The following is a 14,562-nucleotide window of genomic DNA, read 5'->3' on the forward strand; positions in this document are numbered from 1 at the left end:
GCATCACAAAGGTCAGGGCTTATCGTCATGAGCAAACTCACCCGTCGCACCATCCTGAAGTCCGGCGGCGCTGCCGCAGGCACGCTTCTCCTGCCGCGCTTTGCGATCGGGCAGGCCGACAACCGTCCGTCGGTGACGATCGCCGTGCAGAAGGTGACGAATTCGAACGTGCTCGACGTGCTGCGCGAGCAATCGAACGTCGGCGAACGCGTGTTCTTCTCCTCGATCTGGGAGGGACTGATCTCCAAGAACTGGCGCGGCAGCCTGGAGGCCGTGCCGGGCCTCGCCACCGAGTGGCGCCGCATCGACGACCAGACCGTCGAGGTGAAGCTGCGCCAGGGCGTGAAGTTCCACAATGGCGACGAGCTGACGGCCGAAGACGTCGTCTTCACCTTCAGCCGCGAGCGCATGTTCGGCGAGACCGAGGCCAAGAGCCGCTCCACCATCCAGGCCTTCGAGAAGATCCCGACGCCGCGCCCGGGCAAGGAATTGCCGCCTGACGTGCCGGCGGTCGCCCGCCGCATCTGGCCGGACCTCGTGCGCGTCGATGCCGTCGACAAGTACACGGTGCGCTTCTACAACGCGACGCCCGACGTCACGATCGAGGGCCGGCTGTCGCGCTACGGCTCCGACATCATGAACCGCCGCGCCTGGGAGCAGTCCGCGAGCTATCTCGACTGGGCGCGCAAGCCGATCACGACGGGGCCGTACAAGGTCGTCGAGCTCAAGCCCGACGTGTCGCTGACCCTCGAAGCGCATGACGAATATTGGGGCGGCCGGCCGCCGCTCAAGCGCATCCGTTTCCTCGAAGTGCCCGAGGTTGCGAGCCGCATCAACGGGCTGCTGTCGGGCGAATACCAATTCGCCTGCGACATCCCGCCGGACCAGATTGCCGGCATCGAGAAGAACTCTGCGTTCGAAGTGCAGGGCGGCACCATCCTCAATCACCGCCTGACCGTGTTCGACAAGAACCACGCCCAGCTCGCCAATCCGCTGGTGCGGCGCGCCTTAACCCACGCGATCGACCGCCAGGCGATCGTCGACAGCCTGTGGGCGGGCCGTACCCGCGTGCCGAAGGGTCTTCAGTGGGAATTCTACGGCGACATGTTCAACGCCGACTGGAGCGTGCCGGCCTACGATCCGAAGCTCGCGCAGGATCTGTTGAAGCAGGCCAACTACAAGGGCGATCCGATTCCGTATCGCCTGCTCAACAACTACTACACCAACCAGGTTGCGACCGCCCAGGTGCTGGTCGAGATGTGGAAGTCGGTCGGCCTCAACGTCCAGATCGAGACCAAGGAGAACTGGTCGCAGATCATGGAACGCGCGCAGACCCGCGCGGTACGCGACTGGTCGAACTCGGCTGCCTTCAACGATCCCGTCTCGTCGCTGGTCGCCCAGCACGGCCCGAACGGCCAGCAGCAGCAGATCGGCGAGTGGACCAACGCCGAACTGAACAAGCTTTCGGAGTTCCTGGAGACCTCGACCGACCGGGCCGCCCGCAAGAAGGCGTTCCGCCGCATGCTGGAGATCGCCGAGCGCGAGGATCCCGCCTATACGGTGCTGCACCAGAACGCGACCTTCACCGCGAAGCCGAAGTCGATCAAGTGGAAGGCGTCGCCGGCATTCGCGATGGATTTCCGCGCCGGCAATTTCGAGGCGTAAATGGCGACGCCGCTGGTCAGCATCCAGAGCCTCAGCGTCGCCTTCAACGGTGTAGCGGTCCTGCGCGGCGTCGATCTCACCTTGCAGAAGGGCGAGGCTCTCGGCCTCGTCGGCGAGTCCGGCTCCGGCAAGTCAGTGACGTGGCTTGCTGCGCTCGGCCTCTTGCCGCGGCATGCAAAAGTCTCGGGCTCCGTGCGGCTCGACGGACGCGAAATCCTCGGCGCACCCACGGGTGAGCTTGACCGGGTGCGGGGCGGGCGGGTCGCCATGATTTTTCAGGACCCCGCAAGCGCACTCAATCCGGTGCTCACCATTCGCAAGCAGCTCTGCGAGGCTTTGGCGCTGCATCGCGCTCTCTCGGGCGAGGCGGTGAGAGCCGAAGCGCGGCGGCTGCTCGATCTCGTCGGCATTCCCGATGCGGCGCGGCGGCTCGAAGCCTATCCGCACGAATTCTCGGGCGGCCAGGTCCAGCGCATCATGATCGCGATGGCGCTGGCCGGAAATCCCGATCTCCTCGTCGCGGACGAGCCGACCACGGCGCTCGACGCCACCATCCAGGCGCAGATTTTGGAGCTGCTCTCGACCATCCGCCGCGAGATGAGCATGGCGATGGTGCTGATCAGCCATGATCTCGGCGTCGTCGCGGAAAACTGCGACCGCGTCGCCGTGATGTATGCCGGCCGCATCGTCGAGCAGGCGCCCGCCAACCAGCTCTTTGCCGATCCGGTGCATCCCTACGCGCAGGGCCTGATCGGCGCACTGCCGCCGCTCGACGGACCGCGTCGACGTCTCACGGCCATTCCGGGGACCGTTCCCGATCCCGCGCACATGCCAAGCGGCTGTGCCTTCGCGCCGCGCTGCGTGCTGGCGGCCGAGCCGTGCGGACTTGCCGTGCCGAGCCTGGCGCCGATCGCGAACGATCGCGTGGTTGCCTGCATCCGTGCCGAAGCTTCGCGCCGCGCGCTGCTCGGGATCGCCGCCGAATGAGCGGGCCGCTTGTCGAGGTGTCCTCGATCTCGCGCAGCTACGCGATGCGCTCCGGGATGTTCGGCCGCAGCACAGCGGTTCACGCGGTCGACGGCTTGTCACTTGCGATCCGCAAGGGCCAGACGCTCGGCCTCGTCGGCGAATCCGGCTCGGGCAAGTCGACCACGGGTCGTATCGTGCTCGGTCTCGAGCCGCCCGATCGCGGCGAGGTGCGGTTCGACGGCAAGGCGATGGCCGCGCCGGGCACGAAGGCGTGGCGCGCGCAGCGGGCGCGCATGCAGATGATCTTCCAGGATCCGCTGGGGGCGCTGGACCGGCGGTTGCCGGTCGCCACCCAAATCCGCGAGCCCCTGGACATTCACGGTCTCGGCACGCCGGCCGAACGCGAGGAGCGTGTCCGCGAATTGCTGCGCGCGGTCGAGCTGACGCCGGCGCATGGCGCGCGCTATCCGGGCGCGCTCTCCGGCGGCCAGCGTCAGCGTATCGTGCTGGCGCGGGCACTGGCGACAAAGCCCGATTTCCTCGTCTGTGACGAGCCGGTCAGCGCGCTCGACGTCTCGATCCAGGCGCAGGTGGTGAACCTGCTTTGCGACCTCCAGGCGCAGCTCGGGCTGACGCTGCTGTTCATCAGCCACGATCTGCGCGTTGTCAGGCAGATCAGCAATGTCGTCGCCGTGATGTATCTCGGCCGCATCGTCGAGATCGGCAGCGCCGACGATCTCTTCGCGCGTCCCGAACACCCCTATACGCAGGCGCTGGTCTCGGCCTCGCCGGCACCGGGCCGCCGCAGCGCGGGCCGCATCGTGCTGGCAGGCGATCCGCCGAACCCGGCGGCCAGGCCCCAAGGCTGTGCGTTCCATCCGCGCTGCCCGCGCGCTATCGCGCGCTGCGCGAGCGAGGTGCCGGTGCTGTCGGCCGTCAGCGGTGACAGGCAAGTCGCCTGCCACCTCGTGACGGGGCCGCAGGCCGAGACGCGGGACGCGGCCTGATGGGACGCTACCTTGCCATTCGGATCGGACGCGCGGCGCTGACGATCGTGCTCGTCGTCACCTTCGCCTTCGTGGTGCTGCGCCTCTCCGGCGATCCCGCGTTGATGATCCTGGGACCGGAGGCGCCGCCGGAAGTGCTCGCTGCTTTCCGCAAGGCCTGGGGGCTAGATGATCCCATCTGGTTCCAGTACCTCGACTACTTCGGCGCCATCGCCAAGGGCGAGCTCGGCCGCTCCATGCGCGACGGGCGACCGGCGATTGAGCTCGTGCTGGAGCGGATTCCGGCGACGCTGGCGCTGACGCTGCCGGCGTTCTTCTTCAAGGTCGCCCTCGGCATTCCCGCCGGCATCTACGCGGCGCTGCACCGGGGCTCGGGAATCGACCGCGCCGTGATGATGACGGCGGTCGCCGGCTTCACCGTGCCGAGTTTTGTCCTTGCGCTGCTGCTCGTGCTCGTGTTCGCCGTGCAGCTCGGCTGGCTGCCGTCGGGCGGGCAGGACAGCTGGCGTCACGCCATCCTGCCAATCGTGACACTCAGCCTCGGCGGCGCCGCGGTGCTGGCGCGCTTCACTCGCAGCGCCATGCTGGAGGTGCTGGGCCAGCCCTACATCCGCACCGCCTCGGCCAAGGGCGTGCCGTGGCGCAAGGTGGTGACGTCGCATGCGCTGCCGAACGCGGCGATCCCGACCGTCACCATCCTCGGCTTCATGGTGGGCACGCTGATCGCGGGCGCGGTCGTGGTCGAGAGCGTATTTGCTTGGCCGGGAGTAGGGCGCCTGCTGGTCGTCGCCGTCGCCAACCGCGACCTTGCCGTCGTGCAATGCATCCTGTTGCTGGTCGCGATGACCATGGTCACGTCCAATCTGATCGTCGACTTCCTCTACGGCTTCCTCGATCCGCGCCTCCGCGCCAAGGGGGCCCACGCATGACCGATGCGACGCTGAAGGATACGGCTGTCCGCCACCGCATCAGCCTTCCCGCGATCCCTGTCTCGGTCGCACTCGCGATCAGCTGGATCGTCGCCATGCTGGTGATCGCAGCGTTCGCCGAGAAAATCGCACCTTACAGCTTCACCCAGCTCGACCTGCGCAACCGGCTGGCTGCGCCCGGCAATGTCGCGCACTGGCTCGGCACCGACGAGCTCGGCCGCGACGTGCTGTCGCGGCTCCTCGTCTCGATCCGCATCTCGCTGTTAATTGCGTTCGGCGCGACTGCGATCTCTGCGATCGTCGGCACCACGCTCGGCTTCCTTGCCGCGCATTTCCGCGGGGCCGTCGAGCAGCTCGTGCTGATGCTGACCGACTTCCAGGCCAGCATGCCGTTCCTGATCATGGCGCTCGCGGTGCTGGCCTTCTTCGGCAATTCGCTGCCGCTGCTGATCGGCCTGATGGGCCTGTTCGGCTGGGAGCGCTACGCCCGCATCGCCCGCGGCCTCGCCATCTCCGCCAATGCGCAAGGCTATGCCGCCGCCGTCCGCCAGCTCGGCGCGACGCCGTCGCGGATTTACCTTAGGCATATCCTGCCCAACATCGCCTCGACCCTGATCGTCTCGACGACGCTCGTCTTCCCCGAGGTGATCCTGATGGAATCCGGCCTGTCCTTCCTCGGCCTCGGCGTGCAGCCCCCGATGACCAGCCTCGGCAACATGGTCGGCTATGGCCGCGAGTACCTGACCCGGGCGCCCTGGATCATGCTCGCGCCGGCGACCACAATCGTGATCACCACGCTGGCCGTCTCCGTGATCGGCGACTGGCTGCGCGACCGGCTCGATCCGACCCTGCGATAGGGCGACCGGCCTGACGCGTGCGCCGACTTGCCATCGGACACCCGCTTCTAGCCTTGGACCTCCGGCGTCCGGCCGCGCCCGAGCGCGAATTGACCGACCGGGCCCTCGATATGGAATTCCAACTCCGTCATTTTCGCGAACAGATCGATGTTGGTGCTGCCAATGGCGCAGCCGCCGAGGCCCATATCGGTCGCCGCCAGGTAAAGCGTCTGAATCAGGCTGCCGACATCCTTCAGGATCAGCGAATATGCGATTGAGCTGTATTTCCAGGAGACCCGTCCAAAACGCGCCGCGATCGTGATGAGGATTTGCGGCTGACCCGGCGCGTCCATGGCGAACTGGGCAGCCGCCAAATGCGCCTGGAGTTGTTGGGGGGAGGCGCTGATCGCGACGAGCGCGTGGCTCCCTGCATCGTAGTGGTAGAGTCCGCGCGCAAGCCCGTCGCAGTTCGCGACGGTAAGGTACAATTCCAGCTCGTACGCGCTGCCCGCCGACGGATAAGGCCTTGTGCTGTAGGTGACGTCGGGACCGCCTTCGAAATACGGCTCGCTCGTCCATTCGGACAAGACGCGCGCGCTGGTGTCGAGAAACTGCGCGAGTTCGCCGAGCGTGACCGGATTCTTGTCGTCGAAATCCCGTGTTGAATGGCGTTCGCGCAACAGCTTCGGGAAGCGGGAGTTCGGTTCCGGGGAGGAGAATTTGCGCAGGTCAATCTTGCTGCCGGCCCAGGGCGGACGCACCGCTGGCGACGGCGGAACGACGCCGGCATAGGTGAAAGCGGCGCCGACCGGATTGGCTTGCCGACCCTCCGTGCTCCGCGTGTGAAACACCAGATCGTGGAAATCCCAGAGTACGAGGTTGCCGTCGCCTTCGTTCACCCGCAGGCCTTCTCCGTCTTTCGCATCGAGCTTGAGCAGGATCTGGCTGTCCAGCAACAGTTCGAGCAGATGGACGGTGGAGGAAGCCACCTTCTGGTTGAGCTTGCCGATCTTCCGGGGCTGCGACAGCGCCGCAAGGGTGGCGGCGATGGCGGGATCGCCAATCCGGAACAACGCGCCGGCGCGTGGCGATTCCAGCACCAGCTCGTTGCCGCGCCGACGGAGAAAGGCAAAGCGCGATAGGACAATGGTGTCACGACTGCCCAGCTTCGCGCGCCGCGGCCAGTATTCGGGGACTTGGGGTTCGATGACCACGAAGTCCTGCGTGTTACGCGAAGAGGAGAGGCGGTATTCCAGAAGCCCCTGCCGGGCCAGGCGACGCACCAGGGCGTCGACGTCTCTCGCGAGGGCGCTCTTGCCCGCAAAGGACGCGAGCGGAAGGCCGGTGCTCAGATGTCGCGCGCAGTCCATCGCGGCCGCGCTGAATTGTCCGAGGTTGACGGAATAGTCGCCCAGAATGGCGGTGATGTTTCCGTCCGGCTGCATCTGGAGGGAGAAATGATGGCTCAACCGGGCGGCAATGTCTGGCGCGATCTTCCTGGTCGGCTTTTTCCGGGGAGCGCGCACGAAAGAGCAACCCTTCAGGTGTGTGGAAGGAATGAAGTCAGATCGCTTTCCGGTCGCGGCCGGTCCAAGAATCCGAGCTTCACCGGCACATCGTAAAGGCGACCCGGTGCGAAACGGCGATAGAAATGACGCAGGCCGGGAACGAGCACTCTGACGACCGGAACCTCGACGTCGGGACGTGTCTGGTCGAGGACGAGGAAATCGTAGCCTGCACGGGCGGCGATCTCGACGCAGGCAATGACCTGGTCACGCGTATTGTCGTGAAGCTTGAGGCTCGGCGCTGGGGGGACGATCGGGTGGTCGCTCGGTGTCAGGAACGGGTAGTCTTCCAGGCGCAGCGGCGTGACACCGTCGAGGGTCGGCTTCTCGCCGCTTGCGCCGCCCATCATGCCGACGGACATAAATTGGGTCAGTTCGGTGAGGGATCGCAGCAGCGCTATATGGCGGTCGAAATGCGCGCCGGAACCGAACTCGATATTCTCGTGTCCATTCTGCATCCAGTGCATGATCGCCACGTAAGTCGGAATGCCGAGGTCCGTGGTGATGTCGAGCACCCACAGCTTGCGCCCGGCTTCCGCAAATTGAGCCTGGAGATCCCGAACATAGAAATCGTCGAATTGCCCGAGATCGACCTCGGCGCGTTGCACCCGGTTGTACCACCAGATCGCGTAGGCATCGCGCTCGATCAGTTCGAGGAAGCCCTGAACGATGGCTTCGTCGCGGGTGTTGCCGGCCGCACAGCCGTTGGAATCCGTATGAAAGCCGCCATAGAAGAAGTACAGGAGGCCGGTCGGCAGATATTTGAAGCGTTTGTCGCGCAACGACGAGACCGGCGACCACTCGGTCCTCGTCGAGGGATCGAACGGCTCGGGCACCGGATGGGGATCGTCCTGCTGCTGCAGAAACCTGGTCTTGAACTGCGTTTCGCTGAAGAGCTGGACGTCGTTGGGAAGAAGCGCGTCGCCAGGCGCGAAATCGTCGAAGCGGCGCGTCGTCCTGATTTCATCGCCCTGGAAAATGCCCGAATAGCGTTCGATCGACTCCATCAGCGCGCTTGCCTCACCCTGTTCAGCCGTCGAGCCCTTGCCAAAACTGCCCCCGCTCAATCCAGACCTGAGCTGGTCGATGCTGTGGGCCGGCGCGGAGAAATTGTGCTGGGCGAAGTAATTGGTGTTCATCGGCAGGTCGACGTCGATCCGCTCGAGTCGGGTCACCACCCCTGTCAGTGGACTCACATGCTTGCGGAAGCGCGACACCGTCGACCGCGACGTCACGGTGCGATATCCACCGCTGGTCATGACGAGCCTCTTGCCCTCGGCAATCTCGACCAGGGCCGGAGATCGGCGCGGGTTGTTCAGCTTCCTGCTGCCGCAGGTCGGACATTGCGGACGTCGCGTCACGTAGTGCTTGGCGATGGCGGCGCCGGTCAGGTCGAAGCTTGCGATGTGATCGCACAAATCGGTGCGAAAATCCGAGGCAATTGCCTTGGCGATCTCGACGGCCGCAAAATGGATTCCAGTCTTGCCGACGCTTTCTCTGACGAGAGGCGACATGGCAACCGCACGCGCCGGTCCCCGGTCAAGAAACCCCTTGATCTCCCGGTTGCGGATCATGCGATCGAACAGGCAGGTCCAGCAGGCGCTCTCGCCCGGTTTGAACATGGGCCCGACCAGCGGAAACGCGCCGGACGGCTGTACCAGCAACCAGGACGTCTTGCCGGCCACGCGTTCCTGGTTCAGTTCGGCAAGTCGCCCGTCAAGATAATCGTTCACCAGCGTGATCGTGAGCTTCGGCGAGCGCTTGGCGATTTGAACGCCGAGCTTACCCAAGGCCGCGGTCAGCTCCTTGGCGCCTTTGACGTCAATCGACTCGACCTGAACGGGGCAATTGCGAAGATTTTGTTCGGCGATCTCCAAGGGCATGCCGAGGCTTGCCAGGAAACCGCCGACGGCGTCGTCGAACGCTTTCGGGGTCCGCGCAACGACATATCGGCGATCGAGCAGCCGCTTGATTGCTTCCTCGATCTTGTCAGCCGGGAAGCGCTTCGAAAGCTGGCGAATGATCTCCGACCTGGCCTTGCCGTGTTGCCCGATCGCACTGGCGAGGGCGCAGTAGAGCTCGCCGTGCAGGAAGAATTTGCGGTTCTCGGAATAGAGACAAACCGCATCGGGAGGCAGCAAGTAAGCGGTGAAATTCGGTGCAAATCGGAGAATGTCTTTGCGGGTCTGCCGCGCAACGCGGGTCTTGCGAGTTGCAGTCATTGAGTCAGCACGCTGATCCTGTTGCCGTCACGCTAGATCCCCGGCGCAAGATGGATCGTCGCGACCGCGCGCCGGCATTTTCCCAGAGAATTGAAACGAATTCAGCCGTCACCCGCAAGCCGCCGATGCAAGCGTCGTAGCGAATTCAAGCAATTGGCCGGACCCTTTCTTGAGGCCGGCCAATGACCTATCAACCCGTGAATTTGACATTCGGAATGCGCCGGGGTCTAGCACACGCGGCAGCGGCCCCACGATGCGCAGCAACCCGCGCATGATACGGCGCATCCCACCACACCAACGCCACAGCCGACAGCACAGCCAACTGCACAACCCGCACATCGGCAACCGACGCCACATCGACAACCACGGCAAGCCCGACAGCCTCCGCAGCCGCGGCAACCGCCGCATCCGCGCCATGCCAGCTGCACGCGGCTACCGGCGTTTTCCTTGTCGAAGAGATGGAAGGTGGCCAGGCTGACGTCAGCCATTTCCTCTTCATCGAGCGTGATTGCCTGGCCCGTTCCAAGGTGCGGCAATTGCTGTACGTCGGGTGTCGGCACGGCGGACGCCGATGCGCCTCCCGCCAGCGAGAACGTCAACCCTGCGGCTCCGAACGCCGGCACGGCGACTTTGCTTACTCGCTTCTTCCCTTTAGAAGTCTTCTTCGCCTGCCGCATGGTCCAACCTCCGAGCATTGCAAGAAGTATCCCAGCCGCGGTAAGTCTACGCCCAGGAAATAACGCGGGCAACAATTACGCGCACAAAAGCGCGGCGCTGCACGTTCGGGATGTATTCATCTTCATGAACGGCAATCGGCACGGCCGCGTCAACGATCCACGCTCTCGGTGCGCGTGCTACTTGGTGCAGTGCCGCAATCGCTTCCAGGTTTGAACGGAGAGATCGGCGTGGCGGATCAACTCGGACGTTTCGCTTGGTACGAGCTGCTGACCACGGACGTCGCGGCGGCGGGCGCATTCTATCGCAAGGTCGTCGGCTGGGGCGTGACGGATGAATCGACTCCGGAACTGCCTTACACGGTGCTTCGTAGCGGCGGCACCCCGCTGGGCGGCCTTATGGACATCCCGGACGAGGGGCGGAGATCAGGGGCAACGCCGAGATGGATGGGTTACGTCGCTGTCGACGACCTGGACGGGGCTGCCGCGCAGATCAGGCGTCTCGAAGGCACGATCTTTGTGCCGCCGACCGACACCAATATTGGCCGAATAGCAGTCGCTGCCGATCCGCAGAAAGCGACGTTCGGGCTGATCGAGAAACCGACATATGGCCGATGGAAACCGGGCCGACTGGACGAGCCGGGGCGCGTAGGCTGGCATGAGCTATTGGCCGCCGACCGGACCGTGATCTTCGATTTCTACAGAGAACTGTTTGGTTGGCAGAAGGCTGACGCTCAAACCGATCCAGCGGACTGGTATCAATTGTTTTCGGCGGAGGGGCAAACGGTCGGCGGCATGCTGACGAAACTTTCGAGCGTAGCGCAGCCATGTTGGCTGCATTACTTCAATGTCGACGACATCGGCGCTGCGACGAAGCATGTGAATGCTGGTGGAGGCCGGATCCTCCAGGGTCCGATCGAATTGCCTGATGGCTGCTGGATCGCACGATGTGTGGATCCCCAGGGCGCCCTGTTTGCGCTGCAGGGTGCCCAGGGGCATGCAGGCATCGAGCCATTCTCGGCCTCGGAAGTCGGGTGGTCCGCCAAGTGGGGCGGCATTGCCTCCCAGGGGAGAATTGTGCTGCCCAAGCCGAAGCGCTAGCTACGGCAGCGTCCGTCCGGCGCTGGCGCGACACTGCATTAACCCGCGCCGGGAGCAGGGGAGGCCTGCGCGGGGCCGATCCGGGCCGTTTCGGGGCAAGTTCCCGTTGCGCGCGCCCAGCCCGTGCGCTATCCGGCCGGAAAGGCCTGAGGCGGCTTCCATTTTTCCGCCCGGCTGACCCAACCGAGGACGGAAACCGCCATGCCAGCCTATCGCTCCCGCACCACCACCCACGGCCGCAACATGGCGGGCGCCCGCGGCCTCTGGCGCGCGACGGGCATGAAGGATGCCGATTTCGGCAAGCCGATCATCGCGGTCGTGAACTCCTTCACCCAGTTCGTGCCCGGCCACGTCCACCTCAAGGACCTCGGCCAGCTCGTGGCGCGCGAGATCGAGCAGGCCGGCGGCGTCGCCAAAGAATTCAACACCATCGCGGTCGATGACGGCATCGCCATGGGCCATGACGGCATGCTCTACAGCCTGCCGTCGCGCGAGCTGATCGCCGACAGCGTCGAATACATGGCCAACGCGCACTGCGCCGACGGCCTCGTCTGCATCTCCAACTGCGACAAGATCACGCCCGGCATGCTGATGGCCGCGCTGCGGCTCAACATCCCCGCCGTGTTCGTCTCGGGCGGCCCGATGGAGGCCGGCAAGGTCACGCTGCAGGGCAAGACCAAGGCCGTCGACCTCATCGACGCCATGGTGGCGGCCGCCGACTCCAAGGTCAGCGACGAGGACGTCAAGGTGATCGAGCGCTCGGCGTGTCCGACCTGCGGCTCCTGCTCGGGCATGTTCACGGCCAATTCGATGAATTGCCTGACCGAAGCGCTTGGCCTCGCATTGCCCGGCAACGGCACGGTGGTGGCGACCCATGCAGACCGCAAGCGCCTGTTCGTCGAGGCCGGCCACACCATCGTCGATATCGTGCGCCGCTATTACGAGCAGGACGATGCCTCCGTGCTGCCGCGCAACGTCGCCAACTTTAAGGCGTTCGAGAACGCGATGACGCTGGATATCGCGATGGGCGGCTCGACCAACACCGTGCTGCATCTGCTGGCGGCGGCCCATGAAGGGCAGGTGGAGTTCACCATGCAGGACATCGACCGGCTGTCGCGCCGCGTACCCGTGCTGTGCAAGGTCGCGCCATCGGTCGCCGACGTCCATGTCGAGGACGTGCATCGCGCCGGCGGCATCATGGGCATTCTGGGCGAGCTCGACCGCGCCGGCCTGATCGACACCTCGGTCTCGACCGTGCACGCGCCGACCATGAACGACGCGCTGGAGCGCTGGGACATCAAGCGCTCCAAGAGCGAGTCTGTCCGCACGTTCTTCCGCGCTTCGCCCGGCGGCATCCCGACGCAGGTCGCCTTCAGCCAGGAGCGCCGTTACGACGAGCTCGATAGCGATCGCGAGAAGGGTGTGGTCCGCAACCTCGAGCATGCCTTCAGCAAGGATGGCGGTCTCGCCGTGCTCTACGGTAACCTCGCGCAGGACGGCTGCATCGTGAAGACCGCGGGCGTCGACGCCTCGATCCTGAAGTTCTCCGGCCCGGCACGCGTGTTCGAGAGCCAGGACGCGGCCGTTGAAGGCATTCTGGGCGGCAAGGTCGTCGCCGGCGAGGTCGTGGTCATCATTTACGAAGGTCCGCGCGGCGGCCCCGGCATGCAGGAGATGCTGTATCCGACCAGCTACCTGAAATCGATGGGCCTCGGCAAAGCCTGCGCGCTCGTCACCGACGGACGCTTCTCCGGCGGCTCGTCCGGCCTCTCGATCGGCCATCTGTCGCCGGAAGCGGCGGAAGGCGGCAACATCGGTCTGGTGCGCACCGGCGACCGCATCGCCATCGACATCCCGAACCGCAGCATCAGCCTGGAGGTCTCCGATGAGGAGCTCGCCAAGCGCCGCGCGGCGGAAGAGGCCAAGGGCGATGCCGCCTGGCAGGCGACGGGCCGTAAGCGCAACGTCTCGACCGCGCTTCAGGCTTACGCAGCACTCACCACCAGCGCCGCACGCGGTGCGGTGCGTGAGGTAAAGCGGCGCACGAAGTAAGCGCTGTACCGTCCGCGCCTCGCGCGCATGGTCAACAAGTTCTGAACGGCCGGCGAAAGCCGGCCGTTCGCATTAAGGATGCCTCGACGAAGTTCGGCAACTTGGGATGTTGCAGCGTATACTGCTCGCGACCTTCGCAAATCCATTTTGGGCAACTGGGGCACCACCACAATGTCTCGTACTCTCGCTATCGTTATCTCAACAGTCGTCGCCGCGATTTCCATGACGAGCGCGGCCTCTGCCGGCTGCTACAATTGCTACGCGCCGCCGCCGTGCCAGACCTGCTACCAGCAGCAATACGTGCAGCCGCAATACCGCACCGTCGACGAGACCGTGATGGTGTCGCCCGGCGCAACCGTCGCACACCGCACGGCGGCGCAGTACCGCACCGTGATGGTGCCGCAGACCGTGATGGTGGCACCGCCGAGCGTCCAGTACGAACGCATCCCGCCGCAATACGCCACGCGCCAGCGCGTCGAGATGGTTTCGCCCGGCTATTCCTATTACGCGCCAGTGCAGATGGGCTGCGCGTCCTGCGGCTACTGAGCCAACGCAGCTACGACAATTCCATGCGGCGCTCCTCGCGGGGCGCCGTTTTCTTTTGCGCACCAGCAAACGAGGCCCGCAAATGGACGCGAATCCAACCGGGCCTCGCAACCAGCGACGCCCTGGGCGGTGTCGCCAGTGTCCGGGATTGCTGAGGGGCGGCGTGTGTCGGCGGCCGACATGTTGCGAAGCTAGACGAACAGGCTGACGCTCGCCTGACAGATCACGTGCGGCGGAAAATTCAGGCTTGGGGTGAGGGCGCGCGCTTGGAGGTGCCGGTACCAACGGACGGTGGCGCGACGCGCCGCCGCCATTTCTCTCGATGCTAAAGCTCCCGTGCCGGCCGCGTATTAGGACAGCTTCAATGCCATGTGAATTACACCGGGTTCGCGGATCGTTGCGGGCTTGAAGCCAAACTTGTCGAAGACGCGGAGCATCGCTGCGTTCTCCGGTAGCACTTCCGCGGTCAACTCCGTCAATCCGGCCTCGCGGGCGATAGCGATCAGATGGCGCGTCAGCAGCCCGCCAACGCCACGTCCCTGCCAGGCATCGATCACGACGAAAGCTGCTTCGGCCCGTCCAGGCTCGAATATGACATAGCGACCACCGCCGATGATCATGCTGCGGTTCGCCTCTTCCGTGCACGCAACCAGCGCCACGTGGTTTCTGAAATCGGGTTCCATGAAGAAAGCGCGTTCCCGTTCGGAAAAATGACGCTTCGTCACAAAGAAGCGGCGTTGGAGCGATTGAGCGCTGGTCTCCTCGAGCGCGGCAAGCATGTCGGGCTCATCCTCGGGACGAAGCGCCCGGATATCGACCAATCGTCCGTCGCGTAGTCTCTCCTGGCGGCTGTAATTTGCTGCATCCGGCACTTAAGCTCTCCCGCGGCCCGATTGCGGCGCGCCCCCGCGGGGCAGTTGGTCGATCCCGATTGACGCGAACACCGTCGCCAACCGTTGACCTAAATCAACGTCAGCGACCGCCGACCTTAATTGA

General features: G+C 64.9%; 11 protein-coding genes. 8 read left to right on the forward strand and 3 right to left on the reverse strand.

Features of this window, described 5'->3' with window-relative positions:
- Positions 1 to 27 precede the first annotated feature (27 nt).
- From AB7290_RS20955 to AB7290_RS20975, 5 genes are read left to right on the forward strand one after another with little or no spacing between them, the layout of a single operon-like run.
- Positions 28 to 1,665: an ABC transporter substrate-binding protein gene (locus AB7290_RS20955; protein WP_441253751.1), complete on the forward strand. Its 1,638-nt coding sequence runs from the start codon at positions 28 to 30 to the stop codon at positions 1,663 to 1,665.
- Positions 1,666 to 2,652, forward strand: a complete 987-nt coding sequence (locus AB7290_RS20960; protein WP_085401531.1) for an ABC transporter ATP-binding protein — start codon at positions 1,666 to 1,668, stop codon at positions 2,650 to 2,652.
- Positions 2,649 to 3,641, forward strand: coding sequence for an ABC transporter ATP-binding protein (locus tag AB7290_RS20965; protein WP_085401530.1), 993 nt, complete (start codon positions 2,649 to 2,651; stop codon positions 3,639 to 3,641). The genes AB7290_RS20960 and AB7290_RS20965 overlap by 4 nt, the downstream gene beginning before the upstream one ends.
- Positions 3,641 to 4,570 carry an ABC transporter permease gene (locus AB7290_RS20970; protein ID WP_014495224.1) on the forward strand — a complete coding sequence of 310 codons (930 nt, stop codon included), beginning with the start codon at positions 3,641 to 3,643 and terminating at the stop codon, positions 4,568 to 4,570. Before AB7290_RS20965 ends, AB7290_RS20970 begins: the two co-directional genes overlap by 1 nt.
- Positions 4,567 to 5,427 (forward strand): ABC transporter permease, encoded by an 861-nt coding sequence (locus tag AB7290_RS20975; protein ID WP_085401529.1) that lies wholly within the window; start codon positions 4,567 to 4,569, stop codon positions 5,425 to 5,427. Before AB7290_RS20970 ends, AB7290_RS20975 begins: the two co-directional genes overlap by 4 nt.
- Positions 5,428 to 5,474: 47 nt before the next feature.
- Here the strand turns inward: AB7290_RS20975 and AB7290_RS20980 are convergent, their stop codons facing one another.
- Positions 5,475 to 6,851: a SagB/ThcOx family dehydrogenase gene (locus tag AB7290_RS20980; protein WP_085401528.1), complete on the reverse strand. Its 1,377-nt coding sequence runs from the start codon at positions 6,849 to 6,851 to the stop codon at positions 5,475 to 5,477.
- A 95-nt stretch (positions 6,852 to 6,946) separates the two neighbouring features.
- Entirely contained in the window at positions 6,947 to 9,193 is a 2,247-nt protein-coding gene (locus AB7290_RS20985; protein WP_085401527.1) for a TOMM precursor leader peptide-binding protein, read from the reverse strand.
- A 905-nt stretch (positions 9,194 to 10,098) separates the two neighbouring features.
- On the opposite strand from AB7290_RS20985, the gene AB7290_RS20990 reads away from it, so the two are divergent.
- The 3 genes from AB7290_RS20990 (at position 10,099) to AB7290_RS21000 (ending at position 13,566) form a co-directional block, all read left to right on the forward strand.
- On the forward strand, positions 10,099 to 10,968 hold the full coding sequence (locus tag AB7290_RS20990) for a VOC family protein (RefSeq protein ID WP_244623036.1): 870 nt from the start codon (positions 10,099 to 10,101) through the stop codon (positions 10,966 to 10,968).
- Positions 10,969 to 11,169: 201 nt separating this feature from the next.
- Positions 11,170 to 13,020 (forward strand): dihydroxy-acid dehydratase, encoded by a 1,851-nt coding sequence (gene ilvD, locus AB7290_RS20995; protein ID WP_085401525.1) that lies wholly within the window; start codon positions 11,170 to 11,172, stop codon positions 13,018 to 13,020.
- A gap of 222 nt (positions 13,021 to 13,242) precedes the next feature.
- Complete coding sequence (locus AB7290_RS21000) at positions 13,243 to 13,566, forward strand: hypothetical protein (RefSeq protein ID WP_085401524.1); 324 nt, start codon at positions 13,243 to 13,245, stop codon at positions 13,564 to 13,566.
- A 350-nt stretch (positions 13,567 to 13,916) separates the two neighbouring features.
- Here AB7290_RS21000 and AB7290_RS21005 read toward each other — a convergent pair whose 3' ends face one another.
- Complete coding sequence (locus AB7290_RS21005) at positions 13,917 to 14,438, reverse strand: GNAT family N-acetyltransferase (protein ID WP_085401523.1); 522 nt, start codon at positions 14,436 to 14,438, stop codon at positions 13,917 to 13,919.
- Positions 14,439 to 14,562 lie beyond the last annotated feature (124 nt).

The organism is Bradyrhizobium sp. 613_E4_N2_2, from assembly GCF_052075995.1.
Classification (GTDB): domain Bacteria; phylum Pseudomonadota; class Alphaproteobacteria; order Rhizobiales; family Xanthobacteraceae; genus Bradyrhizobium; species Bradyrhizobium barranii.

Bases quoted from the DNA above. Each gene is read 5' to 3' on its own strand.
- AB7290_RS20955 (WP_441253751.1), top strand. From the start codon at position 28: ATGAGCAAACTCACCCGTCGCACCATCCTGAAGTCCGGCGGCGCTGCC.
- AB7290_RS20960 (WP_085401531.1), top strand. From the start codon at position 1,666: ATGGCGACGCCGCTGGTCAGCATCCAGAGCCTCAGCGTCGCCTTCAAC.
- AB7290_RS20965 (WP_085401530.1), top strand. From the start codon at position 2,649: ATGAGCGGGCCGCTTGTCGAGGTGTCCTCGATCTCGCGCAGCTACGCG.
- AB7290_RS20970 (WP_014495224.1), top strand. From the start codon at position 3,641: ATGGGACGCTACCTTGCCATTCGGATCGGACGCGCGGCGCTGACGATC.
- AB7290_RS20975 (WP_085401529.1), top strand. From the start codon at position 4,567: ATGACCGATGCGACGCTGAAGGATACGGCTGTCCGCCACCGCATCAGC.
- AB7290_RS20980 (WP_085401528.1), bottom strand. From the start codon at position 6,851: ATGCAGCCGGACGGAAACATCACCGCCATTCTGGGCGACTATTCCGTC.
- AB7290_RS20985 (WP_085401527.1), bottom strand. From the start codon at position 9,193: ATGACTGCAACTCGCAAGACCCGCGTTGCGCGGCAGACCCGCAAAGAC.
- ilvD (WP_085401525.1), top strand. From the start codon at position 11,170: ATGCCAGCCTATCGCTCCCGCACCACCACCCACGGCCGCAACATGGCG.
- AB7290_RS21000 (WP_085401524.1), top strand. From the start codon at position 13,243: ATGACGAGCGCGGCCTCTGCCGGCTGCTACAATTGCTACGCGCCGCCG.